General features: G+C 72.8%; 18 protein-coding genes and 1 pseudogene. 5 read left to right on the forward strand and 14 right to left on the reverse strand.

The window, feature by feature from the left end:
* Positions 1-103: 103 nt before the first annotated feature.
* The 5 genes from OO54_RS22685 to OO54_RS22705 are packed head-to-tail and all read right to left on the reverse strand — an operon-like array spanning position 104 to position 4,587.
* The gene (locus tag OO54_RS22685; protein ID WP_033205855.1) at positions 104-514 is read right to left on the reverse strand and encodes an ACT domain-containing protein; all 411 of its coding nucleotides are present in this window, start codon (positions 512-514) and stop codon (positions 104-106) included.
* A gap of 33 nt (positions 515-547) precedes the next feature.
* A complete protein-coding gene (locus OO54_RS22690) occupies positions 548-1,714 on the reverse strand; it encodes a thiolase domain-containing protein (protein WP_033205857.1) in 1,167 nt (388 codons plus the stop codon).
* The gene (locus tag OO54_RS22695; protein WP_033205859.1) at positions 1,707-2,765 is read right to left on the reverse strand and encodes a thiolase domain-containing protein; all 1,059 of its coding nucleotides are present in this window, start codon (positions 2,763-2,765) and stop codon (positions 1,707-1,709) included. Before OO54_RS22695 ends, OO54_RS22690 begins: the two co-directional genes overlap by 8 nt.
* Positions 2,762-3,733, reverse strand: a complete 972-nt coding sequence (locus OO54_RS22700; protein ID WP_033205861.1) for an OB-fold nucleic acid binding domain-containing protein — start codon at positions 3,731-3,733, stop codon at positions 2,762-2,764. The genes OO54_RS22695 and OO54_RS22700 overlap by 4 nt, the downstream gene beginning before the upstream one ends.
* 53 nt (positions 3,734-3,786) lie before the next feature.
* Positions 3,787-4,587 carry a crotonase/enoyl-CoA hydratase family protein gene (locus OO54_RS22705; RefSeq protein ID WP_033205864.1) on the reverse strand — a complete coding sequence of 267 codons (801 nt, stop codon included), beginning with the start codon at positions 4,585-4,587 and terminating at the stop codon, positions 3,787-3,789.
* A gap of 174 nt (positions 4,588-4,761) precedes the next feature.
* Here OO54_RS22705 and OO54_RS22710 point away from each other — a divergent pair, with 174 nt between their 5' ends.
* Entirely contained in the window at positions 4,762-6,396 is a 1,635-nt protein-coding gene (locus OO54_RS22710; protein WP_033205866.1) for an acyl-CoA synthetase, read from the forward strand.
* An 80-nt stretch (positions 6,397-6,476) separates the two neighbouring features.
* Here OO54_RS22710 and OO54_RS22715 read toward each other — a convergent pair whose 3' ends face one another.
* Positions 6,477-8,000, reverse strand: a complete 1,524-nt coding sequence (locus tag OO54_RS22715; protein ID WP_033205869.1) for an alpha/beta fold hydrolase — start codon at positions 7,998-8,000, stop codon at positions 6,477-6,479.
* A gap of 103 nt (positions 8,001-8,103) precedes the next feature.
* Between OO54_RS22715 and OO54_RS22720 the strand changes: the two genes are divergently transcribed.
* Positions 8,104-8,919 (forward strand): pentapeptide repeat-containing protein, encoded by an 816-nt coding sequence (locus OO54_RS22720; protein ID WP_033205871.1) that lies wholly within the window; start codon positions 8,104-8,106, stop codon positions 8,917-8,919.
* 103 nt (positions 8,920-9,022) lie between these two features.
* Here the strand turns inward: OO54_RS22720 and OO54_RS22725 are convergent, their stop codons facing one another.
* The gene (locus OO54_RS22725; RefSeq protein ID WP_033205925.1) at positions 9,023-10,468 is read right to left on the reverse strand and encodes a family 2B encapsulin nanocompartment shell protein; all 1,446 of its coding nucleotides are present in this window, start codon (positions 10,466-10,468) and stop codon (positions 9,023-9,025) included.
* Between the two features lie 297 nt (positions 10,469-10,765).
* Here OO54_RS22725 and paaK point away from each other — a divergent pair, with 297 nt between their 5' ends.
* Positions 10,766-12,052, forward strand: a complete 1,287-nt coding sequence (gene paaK / locus OO54_RS22730; RefSeq protein WP_033205874.1) for a phenylacetate--CoA ligase PaaK — start codon at positions 10,766-10,768, stop codon at positions 12,050-12,052.
* 69 nt (positions 12,053-12,121) lie between these two features.
* Here the strand turns inward: paaK and OO54_RS22735 are convergent, their stop codons facing one another.
* Complete coding sequence (locus OO54_RS22735; RefSeq protein WP_033205877.1) at positions 12,122-13,117, reverse strand: hypothetical protein; 996 nt, start codon at positions 13,115-13,117, stop codon at positions 12,122-12,124.
* 116 nt (positions 13,118-13,233) lie between these two features.
* On the opposite strand from OO54_RS22735, the gene OO54_RS22740 reads away from it, so the two are divergent.
* Entirely contained in the window at positions 13,234-13,614 is a 381-nt protein-coding gene (locus tag OO54_RS22740; RefSeq protein WP_033205880.1) for a VOC family protein, read from the forward strand.
* 64 nt (positions 13,615-13,678) lie between these two features.
* On the opposite strand, the gene OO54_RS22745 is transcribed toward OO54_RS22740, so the two are convergent.
* Complete coding sequence (locus OO54_RS22745) at positions 13,679-15,187, reverse strand: fatty acyl-CoA synthetase (RefSeq protein WP_033205882.1); 1,509 nt, start codon at positions 15,185-15,187, stop codon at positions 13,679-13,681.
* Positions 15,188-15,301: 114 nt separating this feature from the next.
* Between OO54_RS22745 and OO54_RS22750 the strand changes: the two genes are divergently transcribed.
* Positions 15,302-17,749 (forward strand): penicillin acylase family protein, encoded by a 2,448-nt coding sequence (locus OO54_RS22750; RefSeq protein ID WP_063738313.1) that lies wholly within the window; start codon positions 15,302-15,304, stop codon positions 17,747-17,749.
* 9 nt (positions 17,750-17,758) lie between these two features.
* On the opposite strand, the gene OO54_RS22755 is transcribed toward OO54_RS22750, so the two are convergent.
* From OO54_RS22755 to OO54_RS22775, 5 genes and pseudogenes are all read right to left on the reverse strand, one after another.
* Positions 17,759-18,856, reverse strand: a complete 1,098-nt coding sequence (locus OO54_RS22755; RefSeq protein ID WP_033205926.1) for a calcium:cation antiporter — start codon at positions 18,854-18,856, stop codon at positions 17,759-17,761.
* Between the two features lie 100 nt (positions 18,857-18,956).
* Complete coding sequence (locus OO54_RS22760; RefSeq protein WP_033205928.1) at positions 18,957-19,637, reverse strand: GntR family transcriptional regulator; 681 nt, start codon at positions 19,635-19,637, stop codon at positions 18,957-18,959.
* Between the two features lie 47 nt (positions 19,638-19,684).
* Complete coding sequence (locus OO54_RS22765) at positions 19,685-21,070, reverse strand: aldehyde dehydrogenase family protein (RefSeq protein ID WP_033205888.1); 1,386 nt, start codon at positions 21,068-21,070, stop codon at positions 19,685-19,687.
* Positions 21,067-21,339 (reverse strand): annotated as a pseudogene (locus OO54_RS48815) (proline racemase family protein); the annotation flags it as partial. The gene OO54_RS22765 and the pseudogene OO54_RS48815, both read right to left, overlap by 4 nt.
* Positions 21,281-21,839: dihydrodipicolinate synthase family protein (locus tag OO54_RS22775; protein WP_033205894.1), on the reverse strand; the 559-nt coding region annotated here is incomplete at its 5' end. The gene OO54_RS22775 and the pseudogene OO54_RS48815, both read right to left, overlap by 59 nt.

Below are 21,839 nucleotides of genomic sequence, written 5' to 3' on the forward strand. Positions count from 1 at the left end.
CCACCCCCACACCGGGGGCGCGCGCCCGGCGCACGAGGGGCGGCGCCCGGCGGGTGGCCCCGCGAAAGCCCCAGCGTACGCCGGTTGGCACCGTATGTAACGGTCAATCGTGGAAGCTTCCCGACCGCTCCGCGAGTCGGCGCAGAGCGGTCAACGCCTCCTCTGCCCGCGCGTGTTCGACGAACAGGTGGTCGTGGTGAAATCCGGCCACCACGTTGCAGCTCAGGCCCGCTTCCGCCAGTTCGGTCGCGACGGCGGCCGTGAGGCCGACGGCGTCGAGGGCGGAGTGGATCCGGAGGGTGATCCAGCCCGCCACGTAGTCGTACGCGAGGCCCGCGGCGTCCGCCTCCTCCTGCCGTACGACCAGGGTGAGGCCTTCGCGCTCGGTGACGGTGACCACCGGGGCGACCCCGGCCGGGGCGGGGCCGTCCACCGTGGTGAAGACGTACCGGCCGGGGTCGAGTTCCGGCCGCATCCCGGCGAGGAGCCGGGTCAGATCACGTTCCGCGTTCATGGTCGCCAGGGTAGGCGCCCCCGGCCGGCGGGCTCAGGTGGCCGGCGGGGTGTCCCCCACGAGCCACATCGAGAAGAACTGCGCGCCGCCTCCGTAGGCGTGACCGAGGGCCCGCCGCGCGCCGTCGACCTGGTGCTCGCCCGCTCCGCCGCGTACCTGGAGGGCGGCCTCGGCGAAGCGGATCATGCCGGAGGCACCGATGGGGTTGGTGGAGAGCACGCCGCCGGACGGGTTCACGGGGAGGTCGCCGTCGAGTTCGGTCACCCCGGCCTCGGTGAGCTTCCAGCCCTCGCCCTCCTCGGCGAAGCCCAGGTTCTCCAGCCACATCGGCTCGTACCAGGAGAACGGCACGTACATCTCGACGGCGTCGATCTCGCGCCGGGGATCGGTGATGCCGGACTGGCGGTAGACGTCGGCGGCGCAGTCCCGGCCTGCCCTCGGCGAGACGAAGTCCTTGCCCGCGAAGAGGGTGGGTTCGCTGCGCATGGCGCCGCCGTGCACCCAGGCGGGCGGGCGGGGCGAACGGGCCGCGCCCGTACGGTCGGTGAGGATCATGGCGCAGGCGCCGTCGGACGACGGGCAGGTCTCGGAGTAGCGGATCGGGTCCCAGAGCATCGGGGAGGCCTGCACCTTCTCCAGGGTGAGGTCGTGCTCGTGGAGGTGGGCGTACGGGTTCTTCAGCGCGTTGCGCCGGTCCTTGTACGCGACGAGCGAGCCGATGCCGTCGGGAGCGCCGGTGCGGCGCATGTACGCGCGTACGTGCGGGGCGAAGAAGCCGCCGGCGCCGGCGAGCAGCGGCTGCTGGAAGGGGACGGGCAGGGAGAGGCCCCACATGGCGTTGGACTCGGACTGCTTCTCGAACGCGAGGGTGAGGACGGTCCGGTGCACGCGCGCGGAGACGAGGTTGGCGGCGACGAGGGCGGTGGAGCCGCCGACCGAACCGGCCGTGTGGACACGGAGCATGGGTTTGCCGACCGCGCCGAGCGCGTCGGCGAGGTACAGCTCCGGCATCATGACGCCCTCGAAGAAGTCGGGGGCCTTGCCGATGACGACGGCGTCGATGTCCGCCCAGCCGAGCTCCGCGTCCGCCAGGGCGCGCACGGCGGCCTCGCGGACGAGCCCGGCGATGGAGACGTCGCCGCGGGCGGCGACGTGCTTGGTCTGGCCGATGCCGACGACGGCGACTGGCTCTTTAGGCACGGGGGTCCCCTTCCAGGACGGCGACCAGGTTCTGCTGGAGGCAGGGGCCGGAGGTGGCGTGGGCGAGGGCCCGGTCGGACTCGCCCCGGTGGATGCGGGCGGCGGCCTCGCCGAGCCGGACGAGTCCCGTGGCCATCACGGGGTTGGCGGCGAGGGCGCCGCCGGAGGGGTTGACGCGGACGTCGTCGTCGAGGCCCAGGGCCCGGGTGAGGACGACTTCCTGGGAGCTGAAGGGCGCGTGGAGTTCGGCGGTGTCGACGGGCCGTTCGAAGGCGCCGGCGCGTTCCGCGGCGAGTCGGGTGGAGGGCGAGTCGGTGAGGTCGCGGACCCCGAGGGAGTGCGCTTCGATGCGGTGGTCCATGCCTCGGATCCAGGCGGGACGGTCGCACAGCTCGCGGGCCCGGTCCCCCGCGGCGAGGATCACGGCGGCGGCCCCGTCGCCGATCGGCGGGCAGTCGCCGGTGCGGAGGGGCTGGACGACGTACTCGCCCTGGGGGCGGGCGCCGGGCAGCTGGGCGTGCGGGTTGGCCCGCGCGTCCTCGCGGCTGCGGGCGGCGATCGCGGCGAGGGCGGACTCGTCGGCGGCGCCGGCGTCGACGAGGGCCTGGGCCTGGAGGGCGGCGAGGGCGACGGAGTCGGGCCAGAGGGGGGCCAGGTAGTACGGGTCGAGCTGGCGGGTGAGGACGTCGCGGACGGAGCCGGGCGAGGACTTGCCGTAGGAGTAGACGAGGGCGGTGTCGGCCTCGCCGGTCAGCAGCTTCACCCAGGCCTCGTAGAGCGCCCAGGCGCCGTCCGTCTCCACGTGGGACTCGGAGATCGGCGGCCACGCGCCGACGCCGTCGAGTGCCATCGTGAAGGAGAAGGCGCGGCCGGCGAGGTAGTCCGAGGAGCCGGAGCAGGTGAAGCCGATGTCTGCGGCCTTCAGACCGGTCTGCCGGAGCACCTCGTGGAGGACGGGCATGACCATCTCGACCTCGGAGAGGTCGTCCGTGCGGCGCAGGTGGTCGCTCTGCGCGAAGGCGACGATGGCCACCTCTCGGTCCGGCGTCACAGCAGCTCCTTGTACGTGTCGTAGTCGGCGTCGGGCTCGCCGCAGGGCCGGTAGTGGTCGGGGTAGCGGCCGTCCTCGCTCCACACCGGCTCGACGCGCAGGCCCATCCGGACCTGGTCGTAGGGGATGCCGGCGATGCGGCCGTGGAGGGCGAGGCCGGCGCCGTCGAGGGCGATGTGGGCGTAGACGTAGGGGACCTCGATGTCGAGGTTCTTCGCCTTGATGTTGACGATGCAGAAGGTGGTGACCGTGCCGCGCGGTCCGACCTCGACCCGGTCGGTGGTGGCGACCCCGCAGGTGGGGCAGGCGCCCCGGGGCGGGACGTACACCTTCGCGCAGGACGGGCAGCGTTCGCCGACGGTACGGCGCTCGGCGAGCGCGTGCAGGTAGCGGGTCTGGGCGCGCCCCGGGCTGTAGGTGTAGTCGAGGCGGGCGGGGGCGACGATGCCGGTGACGGGGTCCTCGAAGGCCCCGTCGTGGTCCCGCGCGTCCGTGGCCGGTTCCGTGTCCGCGGCGCTGTCGTACGGCTCGAAGCAGGCGATGTCCGTGATCGCGCCGGATCGTTCCCCGGCCCAGCGGACCCGTACCCGCAGCCCGGTGCGGACGGCCTCGGGGCCGGGGGCGTCCAGGGCGTGCAGCAGGGCGGTGTCCGCGCCGTCGAGGCGGACCAGGACCCAGGCGAAGGGGGTCGCGAGCGGCTGGCCCCGACGGGGCTCCGGGTTCCAGGCCCAGGTGGTGACGGTGCCGGTGGTCCCGACCTCGACGAGGTCGCGGAGTTCGGCGGCGGTCCCGGGGTCGTACTCGACGGGCGGGACCAGCACCCGGCCCCCTTCGGCACGGACGCCGAGGACGGTCCGCTCGCGGAGTCCGGTGAGGAAGGCGGACTGGACGGGGCCGAGGGAGCGGGTGAAGGGGAACTCGACGACGAGGGGTGCGCGGAGGACCTCCGGCGGTGGGGTGACGCTCATGTACGGGCTCCTTGGTGACGGTCGGCATGGGGGTGGGCGAAAACCGCGGCGGCTCACTCCCGCCGGTAGACCGCCGGCCGCTTCTCCGCGAAGGCCTTCGCCCCTTCCTTCGCGTCCGCGGTGTCGAAGATCGGCCATCCCCGCTTCAGTTCGGCGGCGAGCCCCTCCGTCTCGGTCATCTCGGCGGTCTCGTACACGGACGCCTTGACGGCCTCCACGGCGAGCGGGCCGCAGGCGTTGATCCGCTCGGCGATGTCGAGGGCGGTGTCGAGGGCGGTGCCGTCGGGCACGACGCGGCCGACGAGGCCGATGCGGGCGGCTTCGTCGGCGGTGTACGGGCGGCCGGTGAGGAGCATCTCGAGGGCGTGGGTGCGGGCGATCTGGCGGGGCAGGCGGACGGTGGAGCCGCCGATGGGGAAGAGGCCGCGGCGGACCTCGAAGAGGCCGAAGGTGGCGGAGGCGCCGGCGACCCTGATGTCGGTGCCCTGGAGGATCTCGGTGCCGCCGGCGACGCAGTACCCCTCGACGGCCGCGATGACCGGCTTGCGGGGTCGGTGGTGGCGGAGCATCGCCTTCCAGTGCAGGTCGGGGTCGGCCTTGAGCCGGTCCCGGTACTGCTCTCCCGCCATGCCCTTGCCGGCGAGGGCCTTGAGGTCCATCCCGGCGCAGAACGCGCCGCCGGCGCCGGTGAGGACGACCGAGCGGACGGTGTCGTCGGCGTCGGCCTCCAGCCAGCCGTCGTAGAGGCCGACGAGCATCGGCAGCGAGAGGGCGTTCTTGGCCTCGGGCCGGTTCAAGGTGAGGACGAGCGTGGCGCCTTCGCGCCGGACGCTGAGGTGTTCGGTGCCGCCCATGGGGGTCTCCCGTCTCCAGTTCTGGAACAGGTTGCAGGAGCCGGGGGTCCAGTTCAATAGTTTTCTGACACTCAGTCAGATTCTTCTGCGCACCCCCTTCCCCCGGTGACCGGTCGGCGCTCTAATGACCGCCACGTCCATGCGAGTCAGCGCGAGCCGGCGTCAGGAGGAACGGTGGAGTACAACCTTGCCGACCTGTTCGAATCGGTGGTCGACGTGGTCCCCGACCGCGAGGCGCTGGTCTACGTCGACCACCCGGGGACGGGCGAGGAACGCCGGCTCACCTACGCCGGGCTCGACGCGGCCGCGAACCGGATCGCCCACCACCTGCTCGACGCGGGCATCCGGCCCGGCGAACACCTCGGCCTCCACCTGTACAACGGCGTCGAGTACCTGCAGACCGTGCTCGCCTGCCTCAAGGCCCGCATCGTGCCGGTCAACGTCAACTACCGGTACGTGGAGGAGGAGCTCGTCTACCTCTACCGCGACGCCGACCTCGCCGCACTCGTCTTCGACGCCGAGTTCACCGAGCGCGTCGCGGCGGCGCTGCCGCAGACGGAGAAGCTGCGGCACCTCGTGCGGGTGGGGACCCCGCCCGAGGGAGCGCCGGCGCTCGACTGCGTGGCGTACCCGGACGCGGAGGCCTCGGGCTCACCCGAGCGCGGCTTCGGCCCCCGCTCGGCGGACGACCTCTTCATCATCTACACCGGCGGCACCACCGGCATGCCCAAGGGCGTCCTGTGGCGCCAGGAGGACCTGTTCTTCGCCGGCCTCTTCGGCGGCGACCCCTCGGGCGAACCCGTGAAGCGCCCCGAGGAGCTGGCCGAGCGCGTCGCCGCCGGCGGCGACGGCATCACGTTCTTCCCCGCGCCGCCCCTGATGCACGGCACGTCCACCCTCACCGCGTTCATCGCCTTCGACTACGGCCAGCGGGTCGTCCTGCACCGCAAGTACGTGCCCGAGGAAGTCCTCCGTACGCTGGAGAAGGAGAAGGTCTCCAGCATCTCCCTGGTCGGCGACGCCATGCTCCGGCCCCTCGTGGACGCGCTGCGCGGCCCGCTCAAGGGCACCGACCTGTCCGCGCTCTTCAGCCTGTCCTCCTCCGGGGCGATCATGTCCGACACCGTGCGGGCCCAGCTCCAGGAACTCATGCCGAACGTCCTGCTGCTCAACAACTTCGGCTCCACCGAGTCCGGTTCCAACGGCCGCGCCACCGACGACTCCGGACCGGCCCGGGGATTCCGGCTCCACGTCAACGAACGCACCCAGGTCGTCGACCCGGTGACCCTCGCCCCCGTCACCGCGGGCGAGACCGGCCGCCTCGCCCAGCGCGGCCACGTCCCCCTCGGCTACTACAACGACCCCGCCAAGACCGCCGAGACCTTCTTCGAGCGCGACGGGGTGCGCTGGGTCCTCCTCGGCGACATGGCGACGGTCGACGAGGCGGGCGTGGTCACCGTCCTCGGCCGCGGCTCCCAGTGCATCAACACCGGCGGCGAGAAGGTCTACCCGGAGGAGGTCGAGCAGGCCCTCAAGTCCCACCCCGACGTCTACGACGCCCTCGTCGCCGGCGTCCCCGACGCCCGCTGGGGCAACCACGTCGCCGCCGTCGTCCAACTCCGCCCCGACGCACCGCCCCTGGACCTCGCCGCCGTCCAGACCCACTGCCGCTCCCACCTCGCCGGCTACAAGGTCCCCCGCCAACTCGTCCTCACCGACCGCATCGAGCGCTCCCCCAGCGGCAAGGCCGACTACCGCTGGGCCCGCGCGGTCGCCGTGGAGGCCGACGCGTCATCCGACACGGCCTGACCCGGCCCGGCGGATCCGGGCCGGGACGCGCCCGATCCGCCGGCGCCCCCGGGTGTGGCCGGCGGGTGACCGCCCCCCCCTCAGTGGAGGCCGAACTCCCTTATCGTCGAGAGGAATTCCGCCGGTCGTCCGGTGTGGACGAGGTGTCCGGCGCCGATGGTGACGAGTCGGGCTCCGGGGATGCGCTCGGCCAGGAGGGTCAGCTGATCCTGGGCGATGTGGCTGGCCGGGCCGCCGGCGATGACGAGGGTGGGGGCCGTGATCGCGGAGAGCTCCCTGCGCCAGGCGGGGTCGGGCGCGTTCAGCTGGGCGTCGGTGTCCGGGACGACGGCCCAGTCGAAGGGCAGGGGGCCGTCGGGGCGCTCGGCGGGCGGGCGGGGCGGGTCGAGCGGGACGAAGGCGGGGGGTTCCTCCAGGACGAGCCGGCCGATCAGACCGGGCTCCCGCTGGGCGAGGAGCAGGGCGGCACCGGCGCCCATCGAGTGGGCGACGACGGTGGCCCCGGTGAGGCCGAGGGCGCGCAGGAAGCCGCCGAGTTCGTCGCGGAAGGCGTCGAAGCCGTAGCGGCCGGGCCGGTCGCTGAGGCCGTGGCCGCGCAGGTCGAGCGCGTACACCCGGTGGTCGGCGGCGAGGTCGGCGGCGATCTCCGTCCAGGTGGTGCGGTTCTCGCCGCGGCCGTGGACCAGGACGACCGGCGGGGCATCCTCGGGACCGAGGACCCGGTGGGCGAGGCGTACGCCGTCGACGGTGACCGTGCGCACCTCCGGGTCGAGGAAGGCGGCGACCGGGCGGGCGAAGGCCTCGGCGTCGTCGACCCAGGGGAAGTGGCCGGCGCCCGGCAGGACGACGAGTTCGGCGTGCGGGAAGCACGCGGCCGCCTCGGCGGCCTTCGCCGGGGTCGGGCCCGCGTCGTACTCCCCCGCCAGGACGAGGACCGGCGCGGTGAGCGCCGCGAGGTCGCGGCGGGTCCGCTCCGGCTCGTAGGCGCCTTCGCCGTGGTAGGCGGACGCCGCCTCCCAGCGCACCTGCCACGTCTGGGCGGCGGCGTGTTCCCGCGCGGCCGCGTCCCAGCGGCCGTAGGCGAAGGGGGCCGTGATGGCGTGGACGCGCGACAGCGGGGTCTCGGGGCCGGTCGCGTCGAGCGCTGCCCGGGCCTCCTGGTACCAGGGCCGGTCGGCGAAGACCGTGACGGCCTCGTCCCACTCCTCGTCGGTGGTGCCGACGCCGAGCGCACGGCCGGCGGAGGTGACGAGGACGAGCGAGCGGATCCGCTCGGGGTGGGCGGCCGCGTACAGGGTGGCCAGGTTCCCGCCGGCCGAATGGCCGAGGATGTCGATCCGCTCCAGGCCGAGGTGGGCGCGGAGGGCCTCGACGTCGCCGACCTGCCGGTCGCAGCGGTACGTGCCGGGGTCGGCGGGTTCGGCGCTCGCCCCGGTGCCGCGGGCGTCGAGCAGGACCAGGGTGCGGTGGGCGGCGAGTCCGCCGAGGTCGCCGAGGTACGCGGCGTCGCGCATCGGCCCGCCGGCCAGGCACACGAGCGGCTCTCCCGTGCCGTGCGCGCGGTAGGCGAGTCGGGTCCCGTCATACGTCGTGAAGGTGGGCATGGCCCCGATCCTCACCGGGCCCGGACGATCTTCGCAACGGGTTTCGCGGAGGGCGCGATACGGTGGACGGACCGTCCCCGAGCTGCGAAGGAACCGTTTCCCCGTGCCCGAGACCCGGGAAGCCGCACTGCGCGGCGACTGCGCGAACTGCTTCGGCCTGTGCTGTGTGGCCCTGCCCTTCGCCAAGTCGGCCGACTTCGCCGTGAACAAGTCGTCCGGCGACCCCTGCCGGAACCTCCAGGAGGACTTCCGCTGCGGCATCCACACCCGGCTGCGGCCGAGCGGCTTCCAGGGCTGCACGGTGTACGACTGCTTCGGCGCCGGCCAGCACGTCTCCCAGGTGACCTTCGGAGGCGTGTCCTGGCGCGAGGCACCCGGGACCGCGCGGCGGATGTACGAGGTCTTCCCGGTGGTGCGCCAGCTCCACGAGCTCCTGCGGTACCTCACCGAGGCCCTGGCCCTGCCGACGGCGCGCCCCGTCCACGCCGACCTGCGCGCGGCGCTGGCCCGCGTCGAGGCGCTCACCCGGGGCACGGCCGACGAGCTGGAGAAGCTCGACGTGGGTCCCGTACGGGCCGGGGTCAACCCGCTGCTGCTGCGGACGAGCGAGCTGGTGCGCGCCACGGCCGGCGGGAAGCCGAAGAGCCGGCGCGGCGCGGACCTGATCGGCAAGCGGCTGCGGGGCGCCCGGCTGCGCGGCGCGGACCTGCGCGGCGCGCTGCTCATCGCCGCCGACCTGACGGACGCCGACCTGTCGCTCGCCGATCTGATCGGCGCCGACCTGCGCGACGCCGACCTCTCGGGCGCGGACCTGACCGGCGCCCTGTTCCTCACCCAGCCCCAGCTGAACTCGGCCCGCGGCAACGCCGCGACCCGCCTGCCCGACGGCTTCGACCGCCCGGCCCACTGGCAGGCCTGACGGCCGGGAAAACAGGCCTGACGGACGGGAAACCCGGCCTCCTCGCGGGAGAGGGTGCACCCCCGAGGCGGGACGTCGGTGCGGCACGGCCCGGGAGTGCGGGTCAGGCCCGGGGGCGTACCTCGACGTTCTCCAGGACGCCGACCGCGTCGGGCACGAGGACCGCGGCGGAGTAGTAGGCGGAGACGAGGTAGGAGATGATCGCCTTCTCGTCGATGCCCATGAAGCGGCAGTTGGGGCCGGGCTCGACCTCGTCGGGCAGGCCGGTCCGGTGGAGGCCGATGACGCCCTCGTTGTCCTCGCCGGTGCGGATGGCGATGATCGAGGAGCTCTGCTTGTCGCTGACCGGGATCTTCCCGCAGGGCAGGAGGGGCACGCCGCGCCAGGCGGGGATGTGGTGACCGTCGACGTCCACGGAGGACAGGGCGAGTCCGCGCTTGCCGCACTCCTTGCCGAAGGCTGCGATGGCGCGCGGGTGGGCGAAGAGGTACTGGGTGTCGCGCCGCATGCTCAGCAGGTCGTCGAGGTCGTCCGGCGTGGACGGGCCCGAGTGGGTCTGGATGCGCTGGTCGTAGTCGGCGTTGTGCAGCAGCCCGAACTCCGGGTTGTTGACGAGTTCGTGCTCCTGGCGCTCCCGCAGTTCCTGGATCGTCAGGCGCAGCTGCTGCTCCGTCTGGTTCATCGGCTGGTTGTGGAGGTCGGCGACCCGGGTGTGGACCTTGAGGACGGTCTGGGCGACGCTGAGCTCGTACTCGCGGGGCGTGAGTTCGTAGTCGGCGTAGGCGCCGGGCAGCGCGTGCTCGCCGACGTGGCCGGCGCTGAGCTCGATGGCCGCCTCGCCCGCCCGGTTGGTGGCCCGGTGGTGGCCGTCGACGTGCAGGTCCATGACGTGCTCGTGGAGGTTCTCGTACTGCTCCGCCACGGCCTGGTAGGCGGTGCGGGGCAGGGCGAGCAGGGTGACGCCGGTGACGGCCTTGGCGGTGAACTCCCACTTCGTCTCGCCCGCGAGCACCTGGCCGCCGAACGCGTCGCCGTCGCCGAACGCGTCGCCGTCGCCGAGCCGTCCGAGGAGGGTCTCGTCGCCGTACTGTCCGGTGCCGATCTTCTCGATCTTGCCGTGCGCGATCAGGTAGACGTGGTCGGCGTCGGCACCGGAGTGCACCACGACCTGCCCCGGCTCGTACTCCCTCTGGACGAAGCGGTCGGCGAGCGCGCCGAGCGCGGTGAGGTCGTCGAAACCGCGCAGGAGCGGGAGCTCGGCCAGTTCGGCGGGGATGACCTCGACCTTTGAGCCGCTCCTGACGAAGGTGACGCGGCCGTCGCCGACCACGTACGAGAGGCGGCGGTTGACCCGGTAGACGCCGCCGGGCGTCTGGACCCAGGGCAGGGTGCGGAGCAGCCAGCGGGAGCTGATGCCCTGCATCTGGGGTTCGGACTCGGTGGTGGCGAGGTTGCGGGCGGCGGCGGTGCTGAGGCTCGACCGGACCTCGCGCACTGCGACGGCGGGCCTGGGTGCGGGGGTGGCCGCCGGCGCTGTGTCGACCGACATGGTGACTCCCATGTCTGGGGCTCTGGTGGATCTCGCGGACTTCTCCGTCACTCTCCGCGTCCAGGTGTAACGCACCGTCGTGTACGGCCTCCGGGTGCGGCGCGGCCGGGCTGGCGCACCGTCCCGCGGAAACCGCCCCGCGAGCGCCCCGGGCGCTCCGCCGTCCGTGCGCCCGTGCGAGCGGGAAAACTTCTTCCGACCCCTTGCCAAGGCGGGGGTACCGGCGGTTTAACTGGCCCGGGACGTATCTACCGAATGATCGGTAGTCCGTTTTACGGCAACGGAGGAGCGGCGCACATGACGGAACTGCTGGACAGCGGCGAGCGGCTCGGGCGGGACGAGCTGTCGGCACTCCAGCTGGAGAGACTGCGCGCCACCCTGCGGCACGCCTACGCGAACGTGGACTTCTACCGCCGTTCCTTCGACGCGGCCGGGGTGACCCCGGACGACTGCCGTACGCTCGCGGACCTCGCGCGCTTCCCGTTCACCGCCAAGTCGGACCTGCGCGACCACTACCCCTTCGGCATGTTCGCGGTCGACCAGTCCCGGATCCGGCGCGTCCACGCCTCCAGCGGCACCACCGGCCGGCCGACCGTCGTCGGCTACACCGACCGGGACCTGGACACCTGGGCGGACGTGGTGGCCCGCTCGCTGCGGGCGGCCGGCGCCCGCCCGGGCCACAAGGTCCATGTGGCGTACGGATACGGCCTGTTCACCGGTGGTCTCGGCGCCCACTACGGCGCGGAGCGGCTGGGGTGCACGGTCATCCCGGCCTCGGGCGGCATGACGGCCCGCCAGGTGCAGCTGATCCAGGACTTCCGGCCCGAGGTCATCATGGTGACCCCGTCGTACATGCTCACGCTGCTCGACGAGTTCGAGCGTCAGGGCGTGGACCCGCGGTCGACCTCCCTGAAGGTGGGCGTCTTCGGCGCCGAGCCGTGGACGGAGGCGATGCGGAAGGAGATCGAGGACCGGTTCGCCATCGACGCGGTCGACATATACGGCCTGTCGGAGGTGATCGGCCCCGGCGTGGCCCAGGAGTGCGTGGAGACCAAGGACGGGCTGCACATCTGGGAGGACCACTTCTACCCGGAGGTCGTGGACCCGTTCACGGGCGAGGTGCTGCCGGACGGCGAGGAGGGGGAGCTCGTCTTCACCTCGCTCACCAAGGAGGCCATGCCGGTGATCCGTTACCGGACGCGCGACCTGACCCGGCTGCTGCCGGGCACCGCCCGGGTGTTCCGGCGGATGGAGAAGGTCACCGGGCGCAGCGACGACATGATCATCCTGCGCGGGGTGAACCTCTTCCCCACCCAGATCGAGGAGATCGTGCTCCGCACCCCGGCGGTCGCCCCGCACTTCCAGCTGCGGCTGACCCGGGAGGGGCGCCTCGACGCGCTGACCGTCCGGGCGGAGGCCCGTCCGGACGCCACCGCCGCCGAACGCGCGGAGGCGGCGCGCGCCATCGCCACCGCCGTCAAGGACGGCATCGGTGTCTCCGCCGGCGTGGAGGTCGTGGACCCCGAGACCCTGGAGCGCTCGGTCGGCAAGATCAAGCGGATCGTGGACCTCAGGGATCACTGAGGGGAGCCCTGAGGGATCCCCTGGTCCACGACCGGGGAGGGGGCCGGCGTCACCGCCGGCCCCCTCCGGTCAGGAAAGCCTGATGCTCGAGATCCGGGACCGGTAGAAGCGGCCCTCGTAGCCGTAGTAGTCCAGGCCGCGGCGGTAGCTCGGCTTGCCAGTGGGGTCGAAGAACTGCACGTACTCGTTCCACCAGCCTTCCTTGCCGGGGTCGGTGACGTCGATCGCCTGGACCCAGAAGGACTCTCCGTCGACGGCGCGGGAGAAGGACTTCACGCCGTAGCTCTGCGGCCGGATGTTGGTGAGCGCGAGGTTCGACTTCTCGACGGTCCAGAGGGCCCCGCCGCCGTTCAGGATGAGCCGGCTCGGGTCGGTGAAGTCCATGTCGAGGCTGTGCCCGCCGAACTCGGTGGCCCACACGTGCTTCTGGACCAGTTCGAGCCTGGCGCTCTTGAGCGAACCGGTGATGCGGTACTTGGCGAGCGTCCACGTGCCGAGGGCGTACAGGTGGGAGCCGTCCCACCAGAGGCCGTGCGCGCCCTGGAACGCGATGCGGTCGACAGGCGTCGATCCCAGGCTGGCGGGGTCGTCGGCGTCGGTCGGGGCATAGATGGACAGATAGCCGGGGTAGTCGAGGGTGGACGATATCGCCCCCGCCGACGCCACGACCACGACGCCGTGGCTGCGGAGGTACTCGACCGCGTGCGGGTTTCCGCCCGCGTTCGCCGACCACAGCAGCGCGTCGTCGTCACCGAAGTTGACCATGCCGACCCTGCCGCCGCCGGCGGCGACCATGCAGGTCCAGCCGAAGCGGTCGGTCTCGCGGAAACGCGCGTCGTTGAGGCGGTCCCACTCTGTCAGGTTCGGCGCCTGCCACTCCCACCCGAGGTTCTCGGGCGTCCACGGGTTGATCGCGCGGAACAGCATGAGCTTGTTCTTGACCTGCTCGGTCACGAGCACGTCGTAGTTGCCCGCGGCGTGCGCGGGCGTCGCCGCGGCGAGCGAGGCGAGCGGCGCGCCCAGGCCGAGCGCGACGGCACTTTTCAGCAGGTTTCGACGGTTCACGAAAATCCCCCCCGGGATCACTTAAAAGTTCAGCGGTCAAGCTAGCACCTCTCCGAAGAAGATCAAACGGTTCGTCGGGGCTCTCGCGCGTAGCCTGGAAAGAGGAGGTGGTTGCGATGCTGTCAGACTCCCCTATCGCCGCGATCATTCCGGTGGAGGACATGGAGCGGGCGAAGCGCTTCTACTCGGACACGCTGGGGCTTCCTCTGACGAGGGAGTCGGCCGAGGACACGAGGTACGAGTGTGGTGGCACGACGATCGGACTCTACGAGACGCCGTACGGCGGCAAGGCCGAGCACACTCTGGCGAGCTGGAAGGTCGCCGACCTCGACGCGGAGATGACCTCCCTGCGGTCGAAGGGCGTCACGTTCGAGGACTACGACCTGCCCGGCATCAAGACGGTCGACGGCGTGGTCGAGTCGGACACCATGCGGGGCGCCTGGTTCAAGGACAGCGAGGGCAACATTCTCTGCGTGGTGGAGGAACGAGCGGCCTGACACACGCGCGTCCGCGCGGGGCGCCGGCCGTGAACGGGTCGGCCGACGCCCGCGCGTGACGGTGTCATGAGGCGCTGAAGCGGTCCCTCAGCTCGCGTTTGAGGATCTTTCCGCTGGCGTTGCGGGGAAGCGCGTCCACGAGGAAGACCCGCTTCGGAGCCTTGAAGTGGGCGAGCTTCTCGCGGGCGTGGTCGAGGAGTTCGGCCTCGGTGACCTCGCCGCGCGGGACGACCACGGCCGTGACCGCCTCGATCCAGCGCTCGTCCGGGAGGCCGATGACAGCCGCCTCGGCGACCTCCGGGTGGGTGTAGAGCGCGTCCTCGACCTGACGCGAGGCGACGAGCACGCCACCGGAGTTGATGACGTCCTTCACCCGGTCGACGATCGTCAGGTACCCCTCGGCGTCGCGGACGGCGAGGTCGCCGGAGCGGAACCAGCCGCCCCGGAAGGCCGCCTCGGTCTCGTCGGGCTTGCGCCAGTAGCCGTCGCAGAGCTGCGGGGAGCGGTAGACGATCTCGCCGGGGGTGCCGTCCGGCACGTCCTTGCCGTACTCGTCGACGACCCGCGCCTCGACGTGGCGTACGGGCCGGCCGCAGGAGTCCATCCGGCCCTCGTGCTCGTCGGGTCCGAGGACGGTGGCGAGCGGGCCGATCTCCGACTGGCCGAAGCAGTTGTAGAAGGCGAGGCCGGGGAGCCGGGCGCGCAGCCGCTCCAGGACGGGTACGGGCATGATCGAGGCCCCGTAGTAGGCCTTGCGCAGCGCCGACAGGTCGCGGCCGTCGAACTCCGGATGGTTGGCGAGGGCGATCCAGACGGTCGGCGGGGCGAAGACGCTGTCCGCGCGACCGGCCTCGATCAGGTCGAACAGGACGGCCGGGTCGGGTCCGTCGACGATCGTGTTCTCGGCGCCGACGGCGAGGTAGGGCAGCAGGAACACGTGCATCTGGGCCGAGTGGTAGAGCGGCAGCGCGTGCACCGGCCGGTCGTCCTCGCTCAGGTCGAGGGCCTCGATGGCGCTCGCGTACTCGTGGACGAGGGCGTGGTGGGTCATCATCGCGCCCTTGGGCAGGGCGGTGGTGCCCGAGGTGTAGAGCAGCTGGACGTACTCGCGGGCGTCGCGGTCGGTGTCGTACGTGTCGGGTTCGGCGAGCGAGTCCAGGAGTGAACCGGGCGCGTCCCGCAGCGCCTTGACCGCGAAACCGTCCGGTACGCGGTCCGCGAGGGCGGGGTCGGCGAGGACGAGCGAGGAGTCCGACTGCTCCAGGACGTACGTGAGGTCGTCGCCGGTCAGGTGGTGGTTGACCGGCACGTGGATCAGGCCCGCCCGGGCGCAGGCGAGGAACGCGACGAGGTACACGTCCGAGTTGTGGCCGTAGGTGGCGACCCTGGCGCCGTCGGGCAGGGCGAGGCCGTGGTGCGGCTCCCGCAGCACGGCGGCGGCGGTGGAGACGGCGGCGTCCAGCTCCGCGTACGTCCAGGCCCGGTCGGCGTACCGCACGGCGATCCGGTCGGGGACGCGCTGGGCGCTCATGCGCAGGACACCGTCGACGGCGCGGCTGAGGAGTCGATCCATGCCGTGATCCTCGGCGCGGAACGGGCGGAAGGTCAAGTACCGCGCGGCGCAACGGACATGCCCGGACCTCGGATACCGAACGGGATGTTGACATCCGGGCAACCGGCTGCGTGCATGGTCCGACCCGCAGTGCACTTCGACCCGTTGGGAGGCACGTTGCACCTCCGCACCCGTCTGAAACACCTGGCACTCACCGGCGCGGCCCTCGCCGTCGTCACCGCCTCGCTGCCCGGCGCCGCGGTCGCCGACTCCGGCGACCGCGGCGGGCACCCCTCCGACCGGGGCCTTTCGGCCGTCATCCGGTACACCGAGTACGGCATCCCCCACATCGTCGCGAAGGACTACGCGAACCTCGGCTTCGGAACGGGCTGGGCGCAGGCGGCCGACCAGGTCTGCGTCCTCGCGGACGGATTCCTCACCGTCAACGGCGAACGCTCCCGGTACTTCGGCCCGGACGCCGCGCCCGACGGCTCGCTGTCCTCCGCCGCCACGAACCTCTCCAGCGACCTGTACTTCCGCGGTGTGAAGGACGCGGGGACGGTCGAGGAGCTGCTCAGGACGCCGGCGCCCGCCGGGCCGAGCGGCGACCTCAAGGAGCTGATGCGCGGCTGGGCGGCCGGCTACAACGCCTGGCTGCGGAAGAACCGGATCACGGACCCCGCCTGCGCGGGAGCCGACTGGGTCCGCCCGGTGAGCGCGCTCGACGTGGCCCGGCGCGGCTTCGCCGTGTCGGTGCTCGGCGGCCAGGGCCGTGCCGTCGACGGCATCACCGCCGCCCGGCCGCCGGCCGCTCCCCCGGCCGCCGCCGCGTCCGCCTCCCCTTCCGGCGCCGTCCCCGATCCGGACGACGCCGCGGCCGCGGCCAAGGAGCTGTTCGCCGCCGAGAACGCCACCATGGGCTCGAACGCCGTCGCGTTCTCCGGTACGACCACGGCGAACGGGCGCGGGCTGCTCCTGGGCAACCCGCACTACCCCTGGCAGGGCGGCCGGCGCTTCTGGCAGTCGCAGCAGACCATTCCCGGCGAGCTGAACGTGTCGGGCGCCTCGCTCCTCGGCACCACCGTCGTCAACATCGGCTTCAACGACAAGGTGGCCTGGAGCCACACCGTCGCCACCGGAGTGCCGCTCAACCTGCACCAGTTGACGCTCTCCCCCGGCGACCCGACGTCCTATCTGGTGGACGGCCGGCCGGAGCGGATGACGGCGCGCACGGTGACCGTGCCGGTGAAGGACGGCGCCCCCGTCACCCGTACCCAGTGGTGGACGCGGTACGGCCCGGTCGTCGGCGGCCTCGGCGCACAGCTCCCGCTGCCCTGGACCGCCACCACCGCGTACGCGCTCAACGACCCCAACGCGGCCAACCTGCGCGGCTCGGACACCGCCCTCGGCTTCGGCAAGGCCCGCTCGACGCGGGACGTCGCGGACGCGCTGCGCCGCACCCAGGGACTCCCGTGGGTCAACACGATCGCGGCCGACTCCGCGGGGCACTCGTACTTCAGCCAGTCGCAGGTGCTCCCCCGGATCACCGACGAGCTGGCCCAGCGCTGCTCCACACCGCTCGGCCGGGCGACGTACCCGGCGTCGGGCGTCGCGGTGCTCGACGGCTCGCGCTCCGACTGCGCGCTCGGCTCGGACCCGGACGCGGTCCAGCCGGGGGTCTTCGGTCCGGCGCGGATGCCGGTGCTCCAGGACACCCCGTACGTGGAGAACTCCAACGACAGCGCCTGGCTGACCAACGCCGACCGGCCGCTGACCGGTTACGAGCGGATCTTCGGCACCATCGCCACCCCGCGCTCGCTGCGCACCCGGGGCGGCGTCGAGGACGTGTCGGCGATGGCCGCGCGCGGTGACCTGACGGTCGCCGACCTCCAGCGCCAGCAGTTCGCCAACCGGGCGCCCGCCGGTGACCTGGCGGCGGCCGACGTGGCCGCGGCCTGCCCGACGGCGCTGCCGGACGACCCCGAGGCCTGCCGGGTGATCGGGGCCTGGGACCGGACGGTGAACACGGACAGCCGGGGCGCCCTGCTCTTCGACCGGTTCTGGCGGCGGCTCACCGGCACGGTGAAGCCGGCAGACCTGTGGAGGGTGCCGTTCTCGGCCGCCGACCCGGTCCGCACCCCGCACACCGTCGACACCGGCACGCCGGGCTTCGCCAAGGCCCTCACGGACGCCGTGGCGGAGCTGCGGGCGGCGGGCATCCCGCTGGACGCGCCCCTGGGGCAGCACCAGTTCGTCGTACGGAACGGGCAGCGGATCCCGGTGAGCGGCGGGACCGAGTCGCTGGGCATATGGAACAAGACCGAGTCCGTGTGGAACGCGGCGGGCGGCGGCTACGTCGAGGTCGCCCACGGCACCAGCCATGTGCAGGCGGTGGGCTGGGACGGCGGCCGGTGCCCGGTGGCCCGCACCCTGCTCTCGTACTCCCAGTCGTCGAACCCCGCGTCACCGCACCACAGCGACCAGACCCGGCTGTACGCGGGCGAGCGCTGGGTGACCTCCCGGTTCTGCGAGCGGGACATCCTGCGTTCGCCGGCGCTGCGGGTGGTGGTCGTCAGGGGCTGACCGGGCCCGTCACGGACTGAACGAGAGGAAGACGAAGGCGGCGAAGATCGCGAGATGGACGCCGCCCTGGAGGAGGGTGGCCCGTCCGGGCACCACGGTCAGGGCGCTCACCACTCCGGTGAGGACGAGCAGGACCATGTGGAGCGGTCCCAGGCCCAGGATCAGGGGCCCGGACAGCCAGACCGAGGCGAGCGCGATCGCCGGAATCGTCAGGCCGATGCTGGCGATCGCGGAGCCGTACGCGAGGTTGAGGCTGGTCTGCATCCGGTCGCGGCGGGCCGCCCGGACGGCGGCGAGGGTCTCGGGGAGCAGCACCATCAGTGCGATGACGACACCGACGACCGCCTTCGGCAGGACCGCCGACTGGACGCCGTCCTCGATCGTCGGGGAGATCAGCTTGGCGTTGCCGACGACGGCGACGAGGGCGACCAGGAGGAGGCCGAGGCTGGTCCAGGCGTCACGCCGGGTCGGCGGGTCCGCGTGGTCGTCCTCCGAGTCCTGGCCGGGACGCGGCACGGGAAGGAAGTAGTCCCGGTGCCGGACGGTCTGGACGCCGACGAACACCCCGTACAGGCAGAGGGAGGCGATGGCGGCGAAGGCGAGCTGCACGCCGGAGAACTCGGGGCCCGGGTGGCTGGTCGTGAAGGTCGGCAGGACCAGCGTCATCGTGGCCAGGGTGCAGACGGTGGCGAGCGCGCCGCCGGAGCCCTCGGCGTTGAAGACGGCGATCCGGTTGCGGAGCGCGCCGACGAGGAGGGAGAGACCGACGATGCCGTTGCAGGTGATCATGACGGCGGCGAAGACGGTGTCACGTGCGTAGGTCGCGGTCTTCTCGCCGCCTCCCACCATCAGTGAGACGATCAGTCCGACCTCGATCACGGTGACGGCCACGGCGAGGACGAGCGAGCCGTACGGTTCACCCACCCGGTGGGCGATGACCTCGGCGTGATGGACCGCGGCGAGGACGGCCGCGATCAGGCAGAGCGCGATGAACCCGACGGCGAAGCCCGGCAGATCGCGCCCCCAGGCGGCGACAAGCGCAAGCGCCGCCACCACCGGCCCCCAGGTCGTCCACTGCCGTGTCATCGTCGCCGTGCTCGAACTCATGATCCGCATCCTGCCACATCGGACCTTTCGCCCCTTTCGTTCACCCCTTCGCAGCCGGCGCGACCCTCCCCGCCCTCCCCCGCCCGCGCGGCGCCGCCGGTCAAGTCCCGGGCGGGCCGTCGGGTTTCGCCCAGAGGGAGCGGACGTGTCCCAGGTGTCGGGTCATGCAGGATTCGGCGGCCTCGGCGTCGCCCGTGAGCATGAGGTCGAGGAGTTCGAGGTGTTCTTCGGCGGAGGGGAGGAGGTCGCCGCGTTCGTCGAGGGCGGTGAGGCCGTAGAGGCGGGAGCGCTTGCGGAGGTCGCCGACGGTCTCGACGAGGCGTTCGTTGCCGGAGAGGGAGAGCAGGGTGAGGTGGAAGCGGCGGTCGGCCTCCAGATAGCCGATGAGGTCGTGCTCGCGGGCCGCGCGCACGATGTCCTCGGCGACCGGCCGGAGGGCTTCCAGGTCCTCGCGGGTGGCGACTTCGGTGACGCTGCCGACCGTGGGGATCTCGATGAGCGCCCGGATCTCGGTGTACTGGTCGAGGTCGCGTTCGTCGACCTCGGTGATGCGGAACCCCTTGTTGCGCACGGGCTCGACGAGGCCCTCGCGGGCCAGGTCGAGCATCGCCTCGCGGACCGGGGTGGCGGAGACTCCGAAGTCCTCGGCGAGCGTCGGCGCCGAGTACACCACCCCGGGCCGCAGCTCGCCGGAGATCAGGGCGGCGCGCAGGGCGTGGGCGACCTGGTCGCGCAGCCGCTCCCGGGAGGCGTTGAGGTCGCGCTGGGTCAGGTGCCCCATGACGGTGGTGATCCCTTCGTTCCGTTCGACATCACCACCGTACGTCGTCACGCCGCGGGGCCCGCGGGTGCCAGGGTGTACGTCCGTCCCGAGGTGTAGAACTCCAGGGCCGCCGTGCCCTGCTCGCGCGATCCGTGGCCGGACTCCTTGGCGCCGCCGAACGGCAGGTGGAAGTCGACGCCGGTGGAGGGGGCGTTGATCCGGATCATGCCGGTGTCGAGCAGGTCGAGACCGTGCAGGGCGGTGTTCAGGTCGGCCGTGTGCACCGAGGTGACCAGACCGTACGGGACGGAGTTGGTGATCCGGATCGCGTGGGCGAGGTCGTCGGCGGCCAGCAGGGAGGCGACGGGCCCGAAGACCTCCTCGCGCAGCAACCGGTGCCCCGGGGAGACCTTCTCGACCAGGGTGGGGGCCGCGAACCAGCCGGCCCTGTCGGGCACGGTGCCGCCTGCGAGGACGGACAGGCCCCGTGCGGCCTCGACGACCCGGTCGCGGGCGTGCTCGTGGACGAGGGGGCCGCAGACGGTGGCCGGGTCGGCCGGATCGCCGACCGGAAGGGTCCGCAGGGCTTCGGAGAGCGCCTCGCGCAGCGGGTCCAGGGCCGCGCCGACGGCGACGACACGGCTGGTGGCGGTGCACTTCTGGCCCGCGTATCCGGCGATGGAGGCGGCGATGTGGGCGGCCGCCTGCCCGATGTCCGCGTCCGGCAGGACGAGCGCCGCGTTCAGGCCGCCCATCTCGGCCTGCGCGGGGATGCCCCTGGCGGTGGCGGCGCGGGCGACGGCCCGGCCGACGGGGGTGGAGCCGGTGAAGGAGACGACGTCGGCGGCGGAGACGAGGGCGTTGCCCTCGGTCGCTCCTCCGGGGAGGACGGTGAACACCCCTTCCGGGACGGCCGCCTTGACGATCTCGGCGAGCCGCAGGGCGCAGGCGGTGGCCTCGGGGGCCGGCTTCAGGACGACCGTGTTCCCGGTCGCGAGCGCCGGGGCCGCCTTCCACGTCGGGATGGCGAAGGGGAAGTTCCAGGGGGTGATGAGCCCAGCCACCCCGTGCGGGCGGCGCCGGGTCAGCAGCAGCCCGGCTCCCGCCGCGGTCTCGTGGACGGCGCCGGTGGGCTCGAAGGGGGCCTGCGCGTAGTAGCGCCAGATCGCGGCCGTACGGGCGACCTCGGCCCTGGCCTCGGCGATCGGCTTGCCGACCTCGCGGACGGCGAGGCCGGCCAGCTCGTCGGCCGCCGCCTCGATGCCGGCGGCGACCGCGCCGAGGGCGGCCGAGCGGGCGGCGGCTCCGGCCCGCAGCCAGCCGGGCTGGGCGGCGCGGGCGCGTTCGACGGCGTCGACGGCCGCGAAGGCGCCGGGTGCGGGGATCCGCAGGAGCACGTCGGTCGGGTCGGCGGGGTTCCGGGACGTGAGGAGGGGAAGGGCGTCGGTCACAGGAGGAAGCCTCCGGGGAAGGGGTCGTGCGGGTCGAGGAAGTACTGGGCGGTGCCGGTGATCCAGGCGCGGCCGGTGACGGTGTGGATGACGGCGGGCGGGCCGCCGACCTCGGTGTGGGCGGTGATGCGGCCGGTGAAGCGGGTGCCGATGAAGGACTCGTCGACATGACGCGTACGCACGGAGTTCCTTCGGTGGGCGGGGCGGGCGTCAGCGGTGGCCGTCGGCGACGGCCTTCTCGGTGGCGGTGCGCACGCCGGCCTCGATCGCCCCGGTGAGCGGGTGGCGCGGCGGGCGGGTCGGGCCGCCCTGGCGGCCGGCGATGTCCATGGAGAGCTTGATGGACTGCACGAACTCCGTCTTGGAGTCCCAGCGCAGCAGGGAGTGCAGGGACTTGTACAGCGGCACGGCGGTGTCCAGGTCGCCGGTGACGGCGGCGTGGTACAGCTCGGCGCAGCTTGCGGGGAACGCGTTGGGGTAGCCGGCGATCCAGCCGACCGCGCCGGCCACGGCCAGTTCCAGGAGGACGTCGTCCGCTCCGATCAGCAGGTCGAGCTCTGGGGCGAGTTCGGCGATCTCGTAGGCGCGGCGGACGTCGCCGCTGAACTCCTTGACGGCGACGATGCTGCCGTCGGCGTACAGGCTCGCCAGGAGCGCGGGCGTGAGGGCGACCTCCGCGTAGTGGGCGCGTACGGCGGGCTCGTCGGCGCGGTAGGCGTTGGGCGGCAGGAGGAGGACCGACCCGGCGCCGGCCTCGGCGGCCTGCTCG

Source organism: Streptomyces wedmorensis (assembly GCF_000716445.1).
In the GTDB taxonomy this organism is placed as follows: Bacteria; Actinomycetota; Actinomycetes; order Streptomycetales; family Streptomycetaceae; genus Streptomyces; species Streptomyces wedmorensis.

What these genes read in the sequence shown, in the direction of transcription:
- OO54_RS22685 (WP_033205855.1), bottom strand. Translation starts at nt 514, where the DNA reads ATGAACGCGGAACGTGATCTGACCCGGCTCCTCGCCGGGATGCGGCCG.
- OO54_RS22700 (WP_033205861.1), bottom strand. Translation starts at nt 3,733, where the DNA reads ATGAGCGTCACCCCACCGCCGGAGGTCCTCCGCGCACCCCTCGTCGTC.
- OO54_RS22705 (WP_033205864.1), bottom strand. Translation starts at nt 4,587, where the DNA reads ATGGGCGGCACCGAACACCTCAGCGTCCGGCGCGAAGGCGCCACGCTC.
- OO54_RS22715 (WP_033205869.1), bottom strand. Translation starts at nt 8,000, where the DNA reads ATGCCCACCTTCACGACGTATGACGGGACCCGACTCGCCTACCGCGCG.
- OO54_RS22725 (WP_033205925.1), bottom strand. Translation starts at nt 10,468, where the DNA reads ATGTCGGTCGACACAGCGCCGGCGGCCACCCCCGCACCCAGGCCCGCC.
- paaK (WP_033205874.1), top strand. Translation starts at nt 10,766, where the DNA reads ATGACGGAACTGCTGGACAGCGGCGAGCGGCTCGGGCGGGACGAGCTG.
- OO54_RS22740 (WP_033205880.1), top strand. Translation starts at nt 13,234, where the DNA reads ATGCTGTCAGACTCCCCTATCGCCGCGATCATTCCGGTGGAGGACATG.
- OO54_RS22745 (WP_033205882.1), bottom strand. Translation starts at nt 15,187, where the DNA reads ATGGATCGACTCCTCAGCCGCGCCGTCGACGGTGTCCTGCGCATGAGC.
- OO54_RS22750 (WP_063738313.1), top strand. Translation starts at nt 15,302, where the DNA reads ATGGTCCGACCCGCAGTGCACTTCGACCCGTTGGGAGGCACGTTGCAC.
- OO54_RS22755 (WP_033205926.1), bottom strand. Translation starts at nt 18,856, where the DNA reads ATGAGTTCGAGCACGGCGACGATGACACGGCAGTGGACGACCTGGGGG.
- OO54_RS22760 (WP_033205928.1), bottom strand. Translation starts at nt 19,637, where the DNA reads ATGGGGCACCTGACCCAGCGCGACCTCAACGCCTCCCGGGAGCGGCTG.